Source organism: Kitasatospora sp. NPDC101108, from assembly GCF_055584725.1.
The window spans coordinates 432,730-448,972 of record NZ_JBVJLM010000002.1 but is presented as its reverse complement, the minus strand read 5'-3'; the positions used below and the strand labels follow the sequence as shown (position 1 = coordinate 448,972).

Below are 16,243 nucleotides of genomic sequence, written 5' to 3'. Positions count from 1 at the left end.
GTCCTCCGGCGCGTCCGCCCGGGTCATCCGTCCGGAATCACCCGATTCCGCCCTACGCTGGCGTGCATGCCTCGCCGAAAACTACGCGTCAAGGCCGCCGACTCCGCCAGGATCAACACCGAGCTCGCCGAACTCCGCACCAGCCTGGAGATCCACACCGAGTGGCCCGAGGCCGTGCTCGCCGAGGCGGAGGAGGCGGCCGAGCGCCCCCGGCTGCCGGAGTGCGACGCCACCGACCTGCCGCTGTTCACCGTCGACCCGCCCGGCTCCCGCGACCTCGACCAGGCCATGCACCTCAGCCACCGCCCCGGCGGCGGCTACCGGGTGCACTACGCGATCGCCGACGTCGCCGCCTTCGTCCACCCCGGCGGTGCCATCGACACCGAGGCCCGCCGCCGGGTCGAGACCATCTACTTCCCCGACCACCGCGTCCCGCTGCACCCCGCCCGGATCTCCGAGGACGCCGCCAGCCTGCTGCCCGGCGAGACCCGCCCCGCCCTGCTCTGGCAGCTGGACCTGGACGCCGACGGCGCCGTCGTGCTGGCCGACCTGCGCCGCGCCCTGGTGCGCTCCCACCGCCGACTGGACTACGCCGCCGTCCAGCGCGCCGTGGACCTCGGCGGCGCCGACGAGCAGCTCGCCCTGCTCGCCACCGTCGGCCGGCTCCGCGAGGAGCAGGAACGCGCGCGGGGCGGGATCAGCCTGCCGGTGCCCGAGCAGGAGGTCGAGGAGACCCTGCACGGCTACGTCCTCGGCTACCGCGCGCCCGGCCCCGCCGACGGCTGGAACGCCCAGATCTCGCTGCTCACCGGCATGGCCGCGGCCGAGCTGATGCTGGACGCGGGAGTCGGCCTGCTGCGCACCCTGCCCGCCGCTCCCGCCGCCGCGTACGAGCGGCTGCGCCGGATCGCCGCCGCCCTGGACGTCGACTGGCCGCAGGCCCTCCCGTACCCGGAGCTGATCCGCTCGCTGGATCCGGAGGCGCCGCTGAACGCCGCCTTCCTCAACGCCTGCACCGGACTGCTCCGCGGCGCCGGGTACCACGCCTTCGACGAGTCCCGCGGCCTGCCGGCCCCCGCCGATCCGGGGCACGCCGCGCTGGCCGCCCCGTACGCGCACTGCACCGCGCCGCTGCGAAGGCTCGGCGACCGCTTCGCCCAGGAGGTGTGCGCGGCGGTGGCGGCGGGGGAGGAGGTGCCGGACTGGGCGCGCGAGGCGCTGCCGGACCTGCCGGCGCTGATGGCGAGCGGGGACCGGCGGGCGTCCGAGGTCGAACGGGCCTGCGTGGACCTGGTGGAGGCGGAGCTGCTGGTCGGCCGGGAGGGCGAGGACTTCTCCGCGGTGGTCGTCGAGGTGGACGGGAAGCGCCCCGGCTCGGGCACCGTCCAGCTGCGCGAGCCCGCCGTCCGGGCCCGCTGCGACGCCGCCGCCCCGGACGGCTCGCCCGGGGCGGTCCCCGCCGGGTTGCCACTCGGCCGGGTGATCGACGTCCGGCTGACCAGGGCCGATCCGGCCACCCGGACGGTCCGCTTCGCCGCCGTCTGACGCGCGGTCGGCGGGACGGTCCCGAGTCCGGCGGCCCGACCGCCACCGGCCGAAAGGCCGCCGGCCGGCCACCCGTACGGTCCGTCGTTGCACCCCGCCCCCGGCCCGGGGGTGGGAGGATCGGTCCGTGCCCGATCCCACGTCCTCCGCACCCGCCGCCGTCCGTGTCCCCGACACCGGGCGGCGCCGCCGTCTGCTCGTCCTCGCGATCTGCTGCCTGAGCCTGTTCATCGTCGGCCTGGACAACACGGTGGTGAACATCGCGCTGCCGGTGATCCAGAAGGACCTGGACGCCCCGGCCTCCGGCCTGCAATGGATCATCGACGCCTACACCCTGGTGCTGGCCTCGCTGCTGATGCTGTTCGGCTCGGTGGCCGACCGCTTCGGCCGTCGCCGGGTGTTCCAGATCGGGCTGGCCTGCTTCGCGCTCGGCTCCCTGCTGTGCAGCCTGGCGCCGAGCCTGGAGTGGCTGGTGGCCTTCCGGGCGCTGCAGGCGGTGGGCGGCTCGATGCTGAACCCGGTGGCGATGTCGATCATCACCAACACCTTCACCGACCCGAGGGAACGGGCCCAGGCGATCGGCGTCTGGGGCGGCGTGGTCGGCATCTCGATGGCGCTCGGCCCGCTGCTCGGCGGCTTCCTGGTGGACGGCGCCGGCTGGCCCTCGATCTTCCTGATCAACGTTCCGGTGGCCCTGCTCGCCATACTGCTGACCGTCCGTTACGTCCCCGAGTCGCGCGCGCCGCGGCCGCGCCGGCTCGACCCGGTGGGGCAGCTGCTGATGATCGTGCTGCTCGGCTGCGGCACCGCGGCGATCATCGAGGGCCCGGGCAACGGCTGGACCTCCCCGCTGATCCTCGCCCTGGCCGCGGCCGCGGTGGCCGCGCTGGTCGCCTTCCCGCTCTGGGAACGGCGGGTCGCCGAGCCGCTGGTGGACCCGCGGTTCTTCGCCAGCGCGCCGTTCACCGGGGCCACCGTCACCGCGGTCTGCGCATTCGCCGGGCTCGGCGGCTTCCTCTTCCTCAACACCCTCTACCTCCAGGACGTCCGGCACTACGCCCCGGTCGAGGCCGGCCTGTGGACGCTGCCGATGGCCGGGCTGATGCTGGTCTGCGCGCCGCTGTCCGGACGGATCGTCGGCAGCCGGGGCCCGCGTCTGCCGCTGGTGGTGGCCGGGCTCGGCATGGCCGCCAGCGGCCTGCTGCTCACCCGGCTGACCGCGGACTCCCCGGCCGCGCTGCTGCTGGTCGCGTACGCGCTGTTCGGCTTCGGCTTCGGTCTGGTCAACGCGCCGATCACCAACGCCGCCGTCTCCGGGATGCCGCGCTCCCAGGCGGGCGTGGCCGCCGCCGTCGCCTCGACCAGCCGGCAGGTCGGCCAGTCCCTGGGCGTCGCGGTGATCGGTACGGTCGTCACCTCGGCCGTGGTCGGCCCGATGGCCACCGGCTTCGCCCCGGCCAGCCACGCCGGCTGGTGGATCCTGGTCGGCCTGGGCGGCGCCGTCCTCGTCCTCGGCCTGCTCACCACCGGTGCCTGGGCCACCGGCACCGCCGCCCGGGTGGCCGCCCGCCTCGGTGCCGAGCCCCCGGTGGCCCGGTCCGGTGTTCGGGAGGCCCCGCCCGAGCGGCTACCATGACCACTACGGCGGAAGAGCCGGCCGGGCGGTCGCGACGGGTCCCTGACCCGCCGAGGAACGTCCGGGCTCCACAGAGCAGGGTGGTGGGTAACGCCCACCCGGGGTGACCCGCGGGACAGTGCCACAGAAAACAGACCGCCCACCGCTACGGCGCGTGGGTAAGGGTGAAACGGTGGTGTAAGAGACCACCAGCGACCGGGGTGACCCGGCCGGCTAGGTAAACCCCACCTGGAGCAAGGTCAAGATCGGTGCCTCCGGGCGCCGTGCGCGAGTGTTCGAGGGCTGCTCGCCCGAGCTCGCGGGTAGACCGCACGAGGCTGTCGGCAACGGCAGCCCTAGATGGATGGCCGTCTCTCCGGGCCGCGCAAGCAACCCGGATGACAGAACCCGGCGTACAGGTCGACTCTTCCGTCGCCGACTTGGGGGAAGGCCCCCTGGCCTGCGAAACAGCAGGTCAGGGGGCCTTTCCATGTCTCGGAGACGTGCAACCACTTGCTAACTTTTTGTGTCAGTTGCGGGTCTCTTTCTGGGTGTGCTGTGGCGATCGCGTGGCGGTGAGAATTGTCGAAACAACCCTCCGAGGTCCATGCGCCGGTCACGACAGCGCTCGCTGTGCTCGCGCGACTCAGCTGGCCAGCGACTCCCCGAGCAGCATGTATGGCCGACCGGTGAACTGGCGATGCAGCGTCTCGGCGCGGGATCGGATAAGACCCTCTCGGTAGGCAGCTGGCAGCCGCTCCCAACACCCCGGACGCCATTTCGGCAGCACCCGTCGGGTCGCCGTCGACGCGCCGGCATACGGCGGTGTCCACTGCCAGCAGGGCGTGCACCATCACTGACCGGAATCCGTGAGCGCTTCTGCTCGGGGTAGCCGAACCAGGTGTCAGCCGCCTCGGCGCCATCCAGGCGCTCCGCCGGACTCCGCACGTCGTCCACTGCTCGTCGGGCCCCATCGAGGTCGCCGGAGGCCCCTGCCCGTGGTCATCAAGACCGGGGTCACCGCCGTAACGTCAGCTCGCCTTGAGGCGGTCCATGAGGTCGGCGACACCGTCGACCTGACGGTAGGGCTTGAACGCCGGAGCGAGCTCGCGCACCAGGGTGACGCACCGTACGGCGCCGATCCGGGTCGCGAGGTCGAGCGACTGGTTCGTGACGGCGAGGGCGTGTTCGACCTCGCGGGCCTGGAGGAGGCTTCGGGCCTCGTAGGTCAGGAAGATCCCGCGCGTCTTGTCGCGGGAGCGGGGCAGGAGGCTCATGCCCTCGTCGATGCGGGCGTGCGCCTCATCGGTGCGGCCAAGGTCGAGCATGCACTGGCCGGAGTCGACGGCCAGGTCGGCCGTGCTCATCCATCGGCACCAGGCCGGAGCTGGGTCGGGGCTGTCGGTCAGCAGGGCGGCCTCGGCAGCGGCGAGGTCGCGGTGGCAGTCGGCGGTGGCTCCGAGGGCAGCGTGCGCGCGGGCCCGGCGGAGGTGGAGCAGGGACCGGGCGGTGGGGTGCTGGGTGTGAATGAGGGCCTGGCTGAGCGGTTCGACGGCGGCGCCTGGCTGGATGAGCCAGATCGACTGGTAGGCGAAGTCGGAGAGAATGCCGGCGCCGAGGTCGCGGTCGCGGGCGGCGTGGGCGTTGGTCAGGGCCGCGTTCCAGAGCTTGCCCGCCGCGAAGTGGTGGCCCTGGTCGAAGCGGTGCCAGCCGCAGGTGCTGGCCAGGGACGCGGCCAGCAGGTGGAGGCGCCGGCCGATGGGTTCGGTGTACCGGCCTTGTTCCAAGAGGTCGGTGACCGTGTCCAGCTGGGCATCCATCAACTTCGCTGTGTGCTGGCGCTGTTCGGTGGGCAGGGCGGTCAGCTTGGCGCTGGTGTCCTCCAGCCAGTCGACCAGCTCGTTATCGACGTGCCTACCGTTCAGGACGGTGGTGAGCCGACCGGGTTCGAGGGTGGCCCACTGGGTGGAGAGCCCGGCCAGCGCGAGCGCGCTGAAGGTCATGAAGGTGCGGCGGCGATGGTCCATGGCGGCTCTCTGTGCATCTCGAAGGGCGAGGACGGTGAACGCCGATCCGAGTGGCACCGGCTGTTCCTGGCCGGGCAGCCAGTGAGGCCACTCGAAGGCTTCCAGGTCGGCGATCGGGACGTCGAAGGCTTCGGCGATCAGGAGCTGGGACTCGATGCTGGGCGTCTTGCGCCCGTTCTCCCACCTGCTGACGGCGGCCTTGTCGGTACCGGAGCGAAGACCCTCGGGTCTGTTCCTGGCGGCGTGGTGGATGCGGGCCGCGAGGTCGGTCTGGGACCAGCCGCGAAGCGCGCGGGCGTACGCGAGGGGGTGCCTGCTCTGGTCGTCCACGGGGCCAATCCCATCATCGACGGTGACCGTGAGCCTACTGCGAGCGATGGCGGGACAACCTCGGGACTACAGACAACGCCTGGATGGTGACCCTGAGTTGGGCTCTACTCGTCATGCACCGGCAAGTTCCTTCACGAAGCGGAAGGAGTCCGCGCATGAAACGACGCGCTGCGGTCATCGGCCTCGGTCACCAGGCGATCGAGGACCACCTGCCCGGCCTGCTCGCCTCCAGCAGGGCCGAGCTCGTCGCGATCTGCGACAGCAACCCCGACACCCTGCGGCAGCGGCAGGAACAGCTCCAGGTCCCGGGATTCACCCGCGCCGGTGAGCTGCTGGACGCCGTGGCCCCGGACTTCGTGGTCGTCGCCGTCCCGCACCACGCCGGCCGCGAGGTCGTCCAGGAGTGCGCCGCCCGGGGCGTCCACGTCCTCAAGGAGAAGCCGTTCGCCACATCCGTGTGGGAGGCCCGGGATCTCGCCCAGATCTGCCAGGACGGGCAGGTCGAGCTGATGGTCACCCTCCAGCGGCGCTTCAACCCGATCCACGCGAGTGTCGCCGGACTGCTGGACCAGATCGGCATCCCGTTCCTGATCGACGGCCAGTACACCTTCCACACCGACGACCCCGGCGCCGGCTGGCGCGGGGACATCCGGCAGGCCGGCGGTGGCTGCATCATCGACATGGGCTACCACCTCATCGACCTGCTGCTGTGGTACTTCGGCTTGCCCAGCCGGGTCATCGCCGAGTTCTCCACCGCCGCCGTCCCCGGTGGCGGGTACGACGCGGAGGACACCGCCGTCATCCAGCTCGGTTACGACACAGACCTGTACGGCTCGGTGCTGCTGTCCAGGTGGGTGGCCCCGAAGACCGAGCGCCTGCACGTGGTCGGCACCCGCGGCTCGGTGCTGCTGGCCAAGGGCCAGGTCCAGCGGCTCGACCTGCACGGCGCCGTGGTGGAGGAGCTGACCCGACCGCACGCGCCCGCCTCGGCAGCGACCGCGCAGATCGACTACTTCTGCCGGGTCCTGGATGGCGAGCGACCTAACACCTCCGGCCCGAAGCAGCACCTCGCGCACGCCGCCTTCATCGCCTCCTGCTACCAGTCCAAGGCAGCGGGGCGCTACATCGATCCGAAGGAGATGCTGTGACCAGCACCCTTGCCCTGCTCGGCGGCGAGCCCGCCGTCAACGCCGCAGGCCCGCACTTCGCCTGGCCGCCGATCGACGACACCACCCGCGCCAAGGTCGCCGCCCAGCTGGAGGAGGCGATCTCCATCCCCGGCCGGTCCGGCATCGTCGCCGAGCTGGAGGACGGCCTGCAGGACTACTTCGGCGTTCGGCACGCGGTCACCACCAGCTCCGGCACCGCCGCCCTGCACGCCACCTACTGGGCCGCCCGGATCAAGCCCGGTGACGAGGTCATCGTCCCGGCCTGGACCTTCCACGCCACCGCCTCCCCGCTCTTCCACCTCCGCGCCGTGCCCGTGCTGTGCGAGACCCGGTCGGACGGCAACATCGACCCGAACCGCATCGAGGAGCTGATCACCCCCCGCACCCGCGCTGTCATGGTCACCCACCTGTGGGGCAGGCCCGCCGACATGACCGACCTGGTGGCCGTCGCGAACGCCTACGACCTGACGGTCTTGGAGGACGGCTCCCACGCGCACGGCGCCAGCATCGCCGGGCAGAAGGTCGGCACGTTCGGCCTCGCCTCGGCCTTCTCCCTTAACGGCCCGAAGCCCCTGTCCGGTGGCGAGGGCGGCTTTGTCCTCACGGACGACGACGACATCTACCACCGGGTCATCACGCTCGCGCACTACAACAAGCGGGCCAAGACCGAGATCCCGGAAGGCCATCCGCTCGCGCGGTACGCGGTCACCGGGGCCGGCCTCAAGCTCCGCATCCACCCCCTCGCCGCCGCCATCGCCCACGACCAGCTCGCCCGCCTCGACGGCTACCTCGCCGGCCGGGCCGAGATCGCCCGCTACCTCACCGGCCAGCTGGGCGGGATACCCGGCCTGGAGGTCACCGCCATGCCCGAAGGGGTGGTCCCTTCCTGGTACGGGTTGACGGTCACCTACCGGCCCGACGAGCTCGGCGGCCTGCCGATCGAGCGGTTCCACCAGGCGCTGATCGCGGAGGGCGCCACCGAGTTCGACCGGCCCGGCTCCACCTGCCCGATGAACCAGCTGCCGCTGTACCAGCAGCCCACCCCGCTGTTCCCCGGCCACCCGCACTCCCACCGCCGGTACCAGGCCGGGGACTTCCCCGTCGCCGAGCACGCCCACGCCCACACGATCAAGCTCCCCGTCTGGCATCGTGAGCAGGATCTCGAACTGGCCGAGCAGTACGTCCGCGCGGCCATCAAGATCAGCGACCATCACAAGGAGCTGCAATGATCGTCACCTCCCCCGAGTTCGTGGCCGGCCTGGCGGCCGACGCCGAAGCCGCCGGCATCACCGGCTTCGTCGCCGCCGCCGTGATCAACCACGACGGCCGCACCCTGCTCGTACGGCGCAACCCCGACGACTACATGGGCGGGATGTGGGAGATCCCCTCCGGCACGGTCGAAACCGGGGAGACGATCCTGGACGCCCTCTACCGGGAGACCGCTGAGGAGACCGGCCTGACCGTCAACCAGGTCACCGACTACATCGGTCACTTCGACTACCAGAACAGCCGCGGCGGTACGACCCGCCAGTTCAACTTCGCCGTCAGGGTGGAGAAGACCGAACCGGTCGTCCTCACCGAGCACGACGCCCACCAGTGGGCACTCCCCGGCGAGTTGCCCGAGGTGAGCGACGCGGTCCGCAAGCTAATCGCCCGCTGAGGTGGTCGAGTGTGGCGGGGCCCTCGGATTCCCCGAGGGCCCCGCCGCACTACGGTCGCGACGCCGGCCGCTCGGTGGCCACGTCCTCCAGCCAGGAGTTGTTCGCTTGCCCCGCGTAGCTGAGGGTGACCTTGTTGAGGCGTGCGCGTACTGAAGTGCCGCCGCGATCGGAACCTGGTAGTACCGGCAACTCATCCGGCCGAACACCGGAGACCGTGGCCGTGAGCGAAGTGCCGATTGCGGCCTGACAAGCGCCGATCGAACTGCAACGAATCGAAGACCACGATCTCCATGCTGCGAGTCATGTGACGCAAGGTGTCCTTCGGCAGCTGAGTGGCGGTCGCCGAGGGTATGGCGATGAAGTGGCGATCGGACCGCCGGGAGGAGCGTTTCCGCAGGTGGCTGCTGGTGCGGAGACTGTTCCCGGCGTACAGGGCGACTCTTCCGTCCCTGTGCAGCAGGAGGCCCTCCGGTCCGCGCTCGAACGGCGCGGGCCGGGGGGCCTTCGTGCGTTCGGGGGCCGGACGGGTGGGCGGCCGGTGGCCCCGCCCCCGGTCACGGGGGTCGAGGGGGATGGAGCGCAGGTGGACCCCGGGGTCGGCGAGGAAGTCCGTCTGCTCGTCGTCAGTGAGGTCGAGCCGGTAGGTCTCGACCTCGGACGCCTCCTGCTTCGTGCTGGTCAGGCGGGGCGGGGAACGCCCTCCTAGGCCGGGTGGGCGCCGACGGCGTCGCGGATCTGTTCGCCGAGGCCGCCGTTGACGCGGGCGCAGTTGGCGCAGCAGAAGAACATTCCGGCCACCTCGACGCCGTGGCCGACGATGCGGACGTGGCACTGTTCGCAGCGGGGGGCGAGCTTCTCCATCGCGCACTCGAAGCTGTCGAAGGTGTAGGTGTCGCCGGTGACCGTCTTGATCTCGAAGGCGAGCCAGTAGTCGTTGCCGCAGGTGACGCAGATGGCCATGGCGGCCGTCTCCTTCCGGTGGGGCCGGCCCTGGCGGGGCGGCTCCCTTCCAGTGTCGAAGGGTCGGTCGGCGGCGGCCACCCGGCGGGACCGTCGGGCGGAGTGCCCGGACGGGGCCGGTCAGGCGGAGCGGGCGGAGAGCTCTTCCAGGGCCCGGACGGCGCGCTCGGCGTCGTCGGCGGCGACGAACAGGTGGTCGTGGTGGAAGCCGGCCACCACGTTGCAGCTGATCCCCTCCTCGGCGAGCCGCCCGGCCACCGCCGCGGTCAGTCCGACGGCCTCCAGCGCGGAGTGGATCTGCAGGGTGATCCAGGCCGCCACGTACTCGTAGCGCAGCCCGAGGGCGTCCGCCTCCTCCTGGGCGACGACCACCGTGACCCCTTCGGGTTCGGCGACGGTCACCACCGGCCGCATCCCGGCGGGCACCTTCGCGGGGAGGGTGCAGTAGACGTACCGCCCCGGGTTGAGCTGCGGGCGCATCCCGCGCAGCAGGGTCGCAAGGTCTCGTTCACCGGCCATGCCCGTCACCGTATCCGCTCGCCCGCGGTCATGCCGTCCGCCGGGGCCGTGTCGGAATCCGTTGACGAGCGACAGTCACCGATATATCGTCGAACTATCGAGACAGTGACTCGACTGTTTCGGAGAATCGGATGGAACCTCAAGGAGGTGGGCGCCATGCGCTCAGGAATGCGATTTCGAGGAGAGGACCCGCGCGGCGGCGGACGACGCCGCGGGCCGGGTCCGGAGTTCCGGGGGATGCCCGGGGAGGGCTTCGAGGGGCGGCCGGCCTTCGGCGGCTTCGGCCCGCCGTTCGGCGGCGGCGGCCCCGGCCGGCCGATGGGCGGCCCGTTCGGGCACGGCTTCGGCGGGCACGGCGGTCGGCGCGGCGGTCCGCACGGGCGGCGCGGCGGCCGGGCCCGGCGCGGTGACGTCCGGGCCTCGCTGCTGGCGCTGCTCAAGGAACGGCCGATGCACGGCTACGAGATGATCGCCGAGATCACCGAGCGGACCAACGGGGCCTGGCGGCCCAGCCCGGGTTCGATCTACCCCAACCTCCAGCTGCTGGAGGAGGAGGGGCTGATCACCGCGGAGGAGGTGGGCGGCAAGCGGCTGGTCTCGCTCACCGAGGCGGGCCGGGCCGAGGCCGAGTCCGGGCCCGCGGAGCCGTGGGCCGAGGCCGGCCGGGAGGTCGACTGGGAGGCCGTCCAGGAGGTCGGCCAGGCGCTCGCCGCGGTCGAACAGGCCGTCCAGCAGGTCATGCGGACGGGCACCGAGGCGCAGCGCGCCAAGGGCCTGGCGGTGCTGACCGAGGCCCGCAAGAAGCTGTACCTCGTCCTCGCCGAGGATGACTGACCGGCCCGGGGGGACCGGTTCCGCCGGTGGGCCGGTGGACACGGGCGGTGCGGCCGCTCAGGGGCGGACCACGAACAGGGCCGCGCAGGCGAGCAGCAGCACCGCCCAGCCGAACCAGAGCCAGCCGTCCGGGCCGATCGTCACGGAGTAGAGGCTCACCACCAGCAGCAGCGCCGCGGTCACCCCGGCGACCTGCCGGTTGTGGTGGGCGGCCGCCTGCGCGCGGCTCCTGCGGTGCCGTACCGGGTGCCGAACCGTCCTGGCCATGCCGACCTCCCGGGGAGGCGAGGGGGGAACGGGCGGGCGGGCCGTCAGCCGGAGGCCGCCTCGTCGTACTCGTAGCGCCAGAACCAGCTGAGCCCCCGCACCTGCTTGCTCCGGACGTACACCAGTGTGCGCGCGGGGGAGTCGCCGTGCGCGGGGACCGGGACCTTGTACTTCTTGGGCACGCCGAGCATCGGCCCCAGCGGGATCGGGAGGACCGTCCCGTCCAGGGGGCCGCCGACGAATTCGGTGTCCGCGCTCTTCACCCCTCCAGGGTCTCACCTCCACGCGGCGGCCACGCCGGGACCACCCCGCGGCGGAGGCCAGGTGAGCACGGGGTGTCCGGAGTGTGACCGGAGAGGCACCGCCCCCGGTCATCGGGAGGCCCCGCGCACCCTTATCCTTCCTGTTACGCCCTCGGGTTCCACCCCGGGTCAGCGGGCCCCGTACGGGCCGGGCGAGGCGCGAGTCAGCGTGCCCTCCGGCCGTCACCGGCGCGGACAGCGTTGCTGCCGCGACAGGCGTACCGAGACCCGGGCGTCGGCCGTCCGGTGATCCCGGGCCGCGGTCGGCAGGGCGCGGACAGCAGGGCCGAGCACCGCCCCGGGAAGCAGCGGGGGGCGCTGTGCGTTGCGTCGGAGTGGTACGTCGAACGCTGTGTCGCACCAGGCACGGCAGTTGCGCGGAAGGGGCCCGATGGAAGCCGGCAGCAGGTGGACCACCTGGTGGCAGAAGCGTGACCGACAGCGGGCCCGCCCCGACGGTGCGGACCCGACCGCCAGACTGGACCAGCTGCTCGGCGCCGTGCGCGCCGGGTTCCCCGTCGCGCCCGCCGCCCACCCGGCCGGCTACCGCTGCTCGTGCGACCGGGTGGCCTGTCCGGCTCCGGCCCAGCACCCGGTTTCCTTCGCCTGGCAGACCCAGGCCACCACCGACCCCGAACAGCTCTCCCGCTGGCTCTCCCGCGATCCCCGGGCCAACTTCGTCACCGCCACCGGGCGGGTGCACGACGTGCTGGACGTCCCGGCCGAGGCCGGCCGGCTGGCTCTGGAGCGGCTGACCGCGCTGGGCGTCGAGGGCCCGGTCGCCGCCGTCGGCGAGGACCGCTACCTGTTCTTCACCGCCACCCGCGGCACTCCGCAGGACGAGGACGAGTGGTGGGACAGCGCGCTCGACTCGACCCCGGACACCATGTCCGAGCACCCCGGTCTGCGGTGGCACTGCCGCGGCTCGTACACCCTGCTCCCGCCGGCCGCGCTGCCGGACGGCTCCCGGGTGCGGTGGCTGCGCGGGCCCGAACTGCCGCTGCCGGACCCGCTGCGGGTGCTGGACGTGCTCACCGACGCCTGTACCGAGGTGGGCGCCGTCGCCGAGGAGCAGTGGCTCATCGGCTGACGGCTGCCCCTTCGGCCGCGGTCCCGGCAGGGATCACGGCAGGGCTCACGGCAGGGTGAGGATCTCCGCGCCGTCCGCCGTGACCACCAGGGTGTGCTCGAACTGGGCGGTGCGCTTGCGGTCCTTGGTGACGACCGTCCAGCCGTCCGGCCAGATCTCGTAGTCGTAGGTGCCCAGGGTGAGCATCGGCTCGATGGTGAAGGTCATGCCGGGCTTGATGACCTCGGTGGCCCGCTCGCTGTCGTAGTGCGGGATGATCAGGCCGGAGTGGAACGACGTGTTGATGCCGTGTCCGGTGAAGTCCCGCACCACGCCGTAACCGAAGCGCTTGGCGTAGGACTCGATGACCCGTCCGATGACGTTGATCTGGCGGCCCGGCTTGACCGCCTTGATCGCCCGGTTGAGCGACTCCCGGGTGCGCTCGACCAGCAGCCGGGACTCCTCGTCCACGTCGCCGACCAGGTAGGTGGCGTTGAGGTCGCCGTGCACCCCGTGGATGTACGCGGTGGCGTCGATGTTGACGATGTCGCCGTCCTGAAGCACCGTCGAGTCCGGGATGCCGTGGCAGATCACCTCGTTGATCGAGGTGCAGACGGACTTGGGGAAGCCGCGGTAGCCCAGGTCGGACGGGTAGGCGCCGTGGTCGCACATGTACGCGTGGGCGACGGCGTCCAGCGCGTCCGTGGTGACGCCGGGGGCGATCAGCTTCGCGGCCTCCTCCATCGCCCGGGCGGCGATCCCGCCCGCGATCCGCATCTTCTCGATCGTCTCGGCGGTCTGCACCTCGGGCCCGGTGTACGGCGTCGGCGCGGGCTTGCCGACGTACTCGGGGCGCGCGATGTGCGCCGGGACCTTGCGGGTGGGGGACTGGATGCCGGGTACGAGAGCCATGGCGGCGAGTCTAGCCGCCGGGCCCCGCCGTCCCGGGTGGTGTGCGGACCGGCCCGACCCGGGGAATGATCGGTACCGACCCTATCTCTGGACGGGAGAGCGCCATGCCCCTCGGATTCCACCGCAAGCCGACCGGCCGGCCGGGCGAGTGGTTCTACTGCATCAAGCACGGCAAGGTCGAGGAGGGCCCCGAGTGCCCCGCCAAGGACCGACTCGGCCCCTACGCCACCCCCGACGAGGCCGCCCACGCCCTCCAGACCGCCGACGAACGCAACCGCGAGTGGCAGAACGACCCCCGCTGGAGCGACAAGCCCGAGAACGACGGCCCTCCCGAGTAGCCCGCCGCAGTGCCCCTGCGCTCGGCGCCCGCCCCGCCCCGGCGTCATACCGCGGGCGCGGGGCTCTGCAGCACCTGACGAAACGCCAAGCCGTCCGTCCCTCTTGGGGGTACGGGCGGCCTTCGCTATCGCGGTGGTTCGTCGTCGTTCACGAACGACCATCCTGGGTCGGCTGCTCGACTCCCCGCAACGGGTCATTCACCAGCGGCTGAGCGAGGGCGCCGAGGTCAGCCGCCCGGCGAGCTCCGCCAGCCGGTCCAGGGTGGAGCGGCGGCCGACCGGCTGCCCGGCGGCGGCGCTGACCAGGTGCTGGGCGAGGTCGAAGGGCTCCTCGGCGGCGGTGCCGACCGCGAGGCGCTCGTGCGCGAGGTCGGCGAGGTCGGTGGGGGCGGCGAGGTCGGTGGGATCGGCGAGGGCGCCGTCCAGCGCGAGCACGGTCGCGCCGTGCCGGCGGGCGTCCCGCACCCGCTCCAGCAGCGGGGCGCCCGCCGCCCCCGGGGACACCACCAGCACGGTGGCGCCGCGCCCGGCCTCGGTGAGCCGTCGCAGGCCGTGCGCCAGGTGGGCCGGGGCGGCGGTGGGCGGGCGGTGCCGCAGCAGGGTGGGGGCCAGCCGGGGGACGGCCGACCAGGCGGCCTCATCCTCCAGGTGGGCGGCCAGATGCCAGGGCTCGTACGCCTCGGTGCCGACCAGCAGCAGCTCGCCCGCCCCGCGCCGTTCCACCGAGCGCCGCAGCGAACCGGCGAAGCCGCCGACCGCCTCCAGCCAGCCGGTGCCCGCGAGCCGCTCCCGGAGTGCCGAAACTCTCACAGCGTCCATGCGGGCCAGGATGTCGCGCCCGGTCTCCGGTTTGGGAAGATCGGCCCATGACTTCCCTCGATTCAGCGACAAACCCGGCCCACGAGCTGCCGGACGTCTCGCAGCTGGTGGTCGGCGTCCTCGGCGGCACCGGTGACCAGGGGCGCGGGCTCGCCCTGCGGCTGGCCAAGGCCGGCCAGCAGGTGATCATCGGCTCCCGCGACGGCGCCCGGGCCGAGGCCTCGGCCGCCGAGCTGGGCGTCGGCGTGCGCGGTGCCGACAACGCCACCGTCGCCCGGGAGAGCGACGTGGTGATCATCGCGGTGCCGTGGGAGGGCCACGCCGCCACCCTGACCGCACTGCGCGAGGAACTGGCCGGAAAGATCGTCGTCGACTGCGTCAACCCGCTCGGCTTCGACAAGCAGGGCGCGTACGCGCTGAAGCCGGAGGAGGGCAGCGCCGCCCAGCAGGCCGCCGCGCTGCTGCCGGACTCCCGGGTCACCGCCGCCTTCCACCACCTCTCGGCGGTGCTGCTGCAGGACGAGTCGGTGGAGCGGATCGACACCGACGTCATGGTGCTCGGCGACGACCGGGCCGCCACCGACGTGGTGCGGGCGCTGGCGAGCCTGATCCCCGGCATGCGCGGCATCTACTCCGGCCGGCTGCGCAACGCCCACCAGGTGGAGGCTCTGGTGGCCAACCTGATCTCGGTCAACCGCCGTTACAAGGCCCACGCGGGCCTGCGGGTCACCGACGTGTGACCCGGGAGCGCCGCGCCGACCTCACCCCTGGAACCCGTCCGGAGGTGAGGTCGGCGACAATGGGGGGCGGCCGCCACCCGGCCGTCCGTACCCGGTCCTAGGAGCCCCGCGCCATGCCTCGCACGTCCCTCTTCGCCCTGCTCGTCGTCGTCCTCGCGCTGGCGGCCGCCGTGGTCTCGGTGGTCCAGGGTTTCTGGCTCGGACTGATCTGGCTGCCGCTGGCCGGGGTGGCCAGCAACGTGCTGTGGATGAACCGGCGCCGGGCCAAGCTGGCGGAGGCCGCCGAGCAGGCCTAGTTCCCGCCTAGCTCTTCCAGAAGCTGAACAGGTACCGGCCGACCGTCGCGTAGTCGGTGTCCACGCCGAACAGGCCCATCAGGTCGTGGACGATCCCGAAGAAGAACGAGTTCACCTCGGGCTGCCACAGCAGCGCGAACACCGCGAGCATCCCGTACGGGGCGAACGGCTCGACCGAGCGCCGGGTCTTGGCGGAGAGCCAGGGCTCGATGATCCCGTAGCCGTCCAGGCCGGGCACCGGCAGCAGGTTCAGCAGGGCCGCGCTGAGCTGGAGCAGGCCGAGGAAGCCGAGGGCGCAGGCGAACGGCGAGACGTTCAGGTCGTAGCCGTAGAAGGTGGCGTGCAGGTCCGAGCCGTCCAGCCAGCCGGCGCCGACCGGGACCAGCAGCGCCGCCGCGAACACCAGGTTCACCAGCGGCCCGGCCGCCGAGATCAGACTGTGCTTGAGCCGCCCCTGGATCCGGTGGCGCTCGATCCACACCGAGCCGCCGGGCAGGCCGATGCCACCGAGGATCACGAAGACGATCGGCAGGACGAAGCTGAGCAGCACGTTGGTGTACTTCAGCGGGTTGAGCGTGAGGTACCCCTTGGCGCCGACGGTGATGTCACCGCCGTGCAGCGCGGTGCGCGCGTGCGCGTACTCGTGCAGGCAGAGGGAGACCATCCAGCCCGACACCACGAACAGGAACACCCCGAACCGGGCGTTGCCGTAGCCCGAGTACACGGCCCAGGCGGAGGTGCCCAGGGTGGCGAGGAGCACCCAGAACACCGGGCTGATCCGGCGGTCCTCGCTGCGGGAGCGCGGCGTGGCGGCGAAGGTCATCTGTGGGTGCTCCGGGT

Annotated in this window: 18 protein-coding genes and 1 other RNA gene; 11 read left to right on the top strand and 8 right to left on the bottom strand. The window is 72.4% G+C overall.

Annotated features, from left to right (window positions below):
• Positions 1 to 66: 66 nt before the first annotated feature.
• From ACZ6Z8_RS06790 to rnpB, 3 genes are all read left to right on the top strand, one after another.
• Positions 67 to 1,545: an RNB domain-containing ribonuclease gene (locus tag ACZ6Z8_RS06790; RefSeq protein WP_465607000.1), complete on the top strand. Its 1,479-nt coding sequence runs from the start codon at positions 67 to 69 to the stop codon at positions 1,543 to 1,545.
• A gap of 127 nt (positions 1,546 to 1,672) precedes the next feature.
• Positions 1,673 to 3,181, top strand: coding sequence for an MFS transporter (locus tag ACZ6Z8_RS06785; RefSeq protein ID WP_465606998.1), 1,509 nt, complete (start codon positions 1,673 to 1,675; stop codon positions 3,179 to 3,181).
• A gap of 13 nt (positions 3,182 to 3,194) precedes the next feature.
• Positions 3,195 to 3,592, top strand: an RNA gene (rnpB, locus tag ACZ6Z8_RS06780) — RNase P RNA component class A.
• A gap of 599 nt (positions 3,593 to 4,191) precedes the next feature.
• Here the strand turns inward: rnpB and ACZ6Z8_RS06775 are convergent.
• Positions 4,192 to 5,517, bottom strand: coding sequence for a helix-turn-helix transcriptional regulator (locus tag ACZ6Z8_RS06775; RefSeq protein ID WP_465606996.1), 1,326 nt, complete (start codon positions 5,515 to 5,517; stop codon positions 4,192 to 4,194).
• A gap of 155 nt (positions 5,518 to 5,672) precedes the next feature.
• On the opposite strand from ACZ6Z8_RS06775, the gene ACZ6Z8_RS06770 reads away from it, so the two are divergent.
• From ACZ6Z8_RS06770 to ACZ6Z8_RS06760, 3 genes are read left to right on the top strand one after another with little or no spacing between them, the layout of a single operon-like run.
• Positions 5,673 to 6,665, top strand: coding sequence for a Gfo/Idh/MocA family protein (locus ACZ6Z8_RS06770; protein WP_465606994.1), 993 nt, complete (start codon positions 5,673 to 5,675; stop codon positions 6,663 to 6,665).
• On the top strand, positions 6,662 to 7,915 hold the full coding sequence (locus ACZ6Z8_RS06765; protein WP_465606992.1) for a DegT/DnrJ/EryC1/StrS family aminotransferase: 1,254 nt from the start codon (positions 6,662 to 6,664) through the stop codon (positions 7,913 to 7,915). Before ACZ6Z8_RS06770 ends, ACZ6Z8_RS06765 begins: the two co-directional genes overlap by 4 nt.
• Complete coding sequence (locus ACZ6Z8_RS06760) at positions 7,912 to 8,346, top strand: NUDIX hydrolase (protein WP_465606991.1); 435 nt, start codon at positions 7,912 to 7,914, stop codon at positions 8,344 to 8,346. The genes ACZ6Z8_RS06765 and ACZ6Z8_RS06760 overlap by 4 nt, the downstream gene beginning before the upstream one ends.
• A 703-nt stretch (positions 8,347 to 9,049) precedes the next feature.
• Here the strand turns inward: ACZ6Z8_RS06760 and ACZ6Z8_RS06755 are convergent.
• Complete coding sequence (locus ACZ6Z8_RS06755; RefSeq protein ID WP_465606989.1) at positions 9,050 to 9,307, bottom strand: Prokaryotic metallothionein; 258 nt, start codon at positions 9,305 to 9,307, stop codon at positions 9,050 to 9,052.
• A 120-nt stretch (positions 9,308 to 9,427) separates the two neighbouring features.
• Positions 9,428 to 9,826, bottom strand: coding sequence for an ACT domain-containing protein (locus tag ACZ6Z8_RS06750; protein ID WP_402815909.1), 399 nt, complete (start codon positions 9,824 to 9,826; stop codon positions 9,428 to 9,430).
• A gap of 156 nt (positions 9,827 to 9,982) precedes the next feature.
• Between ACZ6Z8_RS06750 and ACZ6Z8_RS06745 the strand changes: the two genes are divergently transcribed.
• The gene (locus ACZ6Z8_RS06745; RefSeq protein WP_465606986.1) at positions 9,983 to 10,660 is read left to right on the top strand and encodes a PadR family transcriptional regulator; all 678 of its coding nucleotides are present in this window, start codon (positions 9,983 to 9,985) and stop codon (positions 10,658 to 10,660) included.
• Positions 10,661 to 10,717: 57 nt separating this feature from the next.
• Here the strand turns inward: ACZ6Z8_RS06745 and ACZ6Z8_RS06740 are convergent, their stop codons facing one another.
• Together ACZ6Z8_RS06740 and ACZ6Z8_RS06735 are read right to left on the bottom strand one after the other, a co-directional pair.
• Complete coding sequence (locus ACZ6Z8_RS06740) at positions 10,718 to 10,927, bottom strand: hypothetical protein (protein ID WP_402815907.1); 210 nt, start codon at positions 10,925 to 10,927, stop codon at positions 10,718 to 10,720.
• A gap of 44 nt (positions 10,928 to 10,971) precedes the next feature.
• On the bottom strand, positions 10,972 to 11,190 hold the full coding sequence (locus ACZ6Z8_RS06735; protein WP_402815906.1) for a hypothetical protein: 219 nt from the start codon (positions 11,188 to 11,190) through the stop codon (positions 10,972 to 10,974).
• A gap of 430 nt (positions 11,191 to 11,620) precedes the next feature.
• On the opposite strand from ACZ6Z8_RS06735, the gene ACZ6Z8_RS06730 reads away from it, so the two are divergent.
• The gene (locus ACZ6Z8_RS06730; RefSeq protein ID WP_465606984.1) at positions 11,621 to 12,319 is read left to right on the top strand and encodes a bifunctional DNA primase/polymerase; all 699 of its coding nucleotides are present in this window, start codon (positions 11,621 to 11,623) and stop codon (positions 12,317 to 12,319) included.
• Between the two features lie 45 nt (positions 12,320 to 12,364).
• On the opposite strand, the gene map is transcribed toward ACZ6Z8_RS06730, so the two are convergent.
• Positions 12,365 to 13,210 (bottom strand): type I methionyl aminopeptidase, encoded by an 846-nt coding sequence (gene map, locus ACZ6Z8_RS06725; protein ID WP_465606983.1) that lies wholly within the window; start codon positions 13,208 to 13,210, stop codon positions 12,365 to 12,367.
• Between the two features lie 104 nt (positions 13,211 to 13,314).
• On the opposite strand from map, the gene ACZ6Z8_RS06720 reads away from it, so the two are divergent.
• The gene (locus tag ACZ6Z8_RS06720) at positions 13,315 to 13,548 is read left to right on the top strand and encodes a hypothetical protein (RefSeq protein ID WP_465606981.1); all 234 of its coding nucleotides are present in this window, start codon (positions 13,315 to 13,317) and stop codon (positions 13,546 to 13,548) included.
• A gap of 198 nt (positions 13,549 to 13,746) precedes the next feature.
• Here ACZ6Z8_RS06720 and ACZ6Z8_RS06715 read toward each other — a convergent pair whose 3' ends face one another.
• The gene (locus ACZ6Z8_RS06715) at positions 13,747 to 14,367 is read right to left on the bottom strand and encodes a hypothetical protein (RefSeq protein ID WP_465606979.1); all 621 of its coding nucleotides are present in this window, start codon (positions 14,365 to 14,367) and stop codon (positions 13,747 to 13,749) included.
• Positions 14,368 to 14,414: 47 nt separating this feature from the next.
• Between ACZ6Z8_RS06715 and npdG the strand changes: the two genes are divergently transcribed.
• Both npdG and ACZ6Z8_RS06705 read left to right on the top strand, forming a co-directional pair.
• Positions 14,415 to 15,107, top strand: coding sequence for an NADPH-dependent F420 reductase (npdG, locus tag ACZ6Z8_RS06710; RefSeq protein ID WP_465606978.1), 693 nt, complete (start codon positions 14,415 to 14,417; stop codon positions 15,105 to 15,107).
• 113 nt (positions 15,108 to 15,220) lie between these two features.
• Complete coding sequence (locus tag ACZ6Z8_RS06705; RefSeq protein ID WP_030282548.1) at positions 15,221 to 15,403, top strand: hypothetical protein; 183 nt, start codon at positions 15,221 to 15,223, stop codon at positions 15,401 to 15,403.
• 7 nt (positions 15,404 to 15,410) lie between these two features.
• On the opposite strand, the gene ACZ6Z8_RS06700 is transcribed toward ACZ6Z8_RS06705, so the two are convergent.
• On the bottom strand, positions 15,411 to 16,226 hold the full coding sequence (locus ACZ6Z8_RS06700) for a site-2 protease family protein (protein ID WP_465606976.1): 816 nt from the start codon (positions 16,224 to 16,226) through the stop codon (positions 15,411 to 15,413).
• Between the last annotated feature and the right edge of the window lie 17 nt (positions 16,227 to 16,243).

Coding starts and splice junctions, on each gene's coding strand:
- ACZ6Z8_RS06790 (WP_465607000.1), top strand. CDS start 67: ATGCCTCGCCGAAAACTACGCGTCAAGGCCGCCGACTCCGCCAGGATC.
- ACZ6Z8_RS06770 (WP_465606994.1), top strand. CDS start 5,673: ATGAAACGACGCGCTGCGGTCATCGGCCTCGGTCACCAGGCGATCGAG.
- ACZ6Z8_RS06760 (WP_465606991.1), top strand. CDS start 7,912: ATGATCGTCACCTCCCCCGAGTTCGTGGCCGGCCTGGCGGCCGACGCC.
- ACZ6Z8_RS06755 (WP_465606989.1), bottom strand. CDS start 9,307: ATGGCCATCTGCGTCACCTGCGGCAACGACTACTGGCTCGCCTTCGAG.
- ACZ6Z8_RS06750 (WP_402815909.1), bottom strand. CDS start 9,826: ATGGCCGGTGAACGAGACCTTGCGACCCTGCTGCGCGGGATGCGCCCG.
- ACZ6Z8_RS06745 (WP_465606986.1), top strand. CDS start 9,983: ATGCGCTCAGGAATGCGATTTCGAGGAGAGGACCCGCGCGGCGGCGGA.
- ACZ6Z8_RS06740 (WP_402815907.1), bottom strand. CDS start 10,927: ATGGCCAGGACGGTTCGGCACCCGGTACGGCACCGCAGGAGCCGCGCG.
- ACZ6Z8_RS06730 (WP_465606984.1), top strand. CDS start 11,621: ATGGAAGCCGGCAGCAGGTGGACCACCTGGTGGCAGAAGCGTGACCGA.
- map (WP_465606983.1), bottom strand. CDS start 13,210: ATGGCTCTCGTACCCGGCATCCAGTCCCCCACCCGCAAGGTCCCGGCG.
- ACZ6Z8_RS06720 (WP_465606981.1), top strand. CDS start 13,315: ATGCCCCTCGGATTCCACCGCAAGCCGACCGGCCGGCCGGGCGAGTGG.
- ACZ6Z8_RS06715 (WP_465606979.1), bottom strand. CDS start 14,367: ATGGACGCTGTGAGAGTTTCGGCACTCCGGGAGCGGCTCGCGGGCACC.
- npdG (WP_465606978.1), top strand. CDS start 14,415: ATGACTTCCCTCGATTCAGCGACAAACCCGGCCCACGAGCTGCCGGAC.
- ACZ6Z8_RS06705 (WP_030282548.1), top strand. CDS start 15,221: ATGCCTCGCACGTCCCTCTTCGCCCTGCTCGTCGTCGTCCTCGCGCTG.
- ACZ6Z8_RS06700 (WP_465606976.1), bottom strand. CDS start 16,226: ATGACCTTCGCCGCCACGCCGCGCTCCCGCAGCGAGGACCGCCGGATC.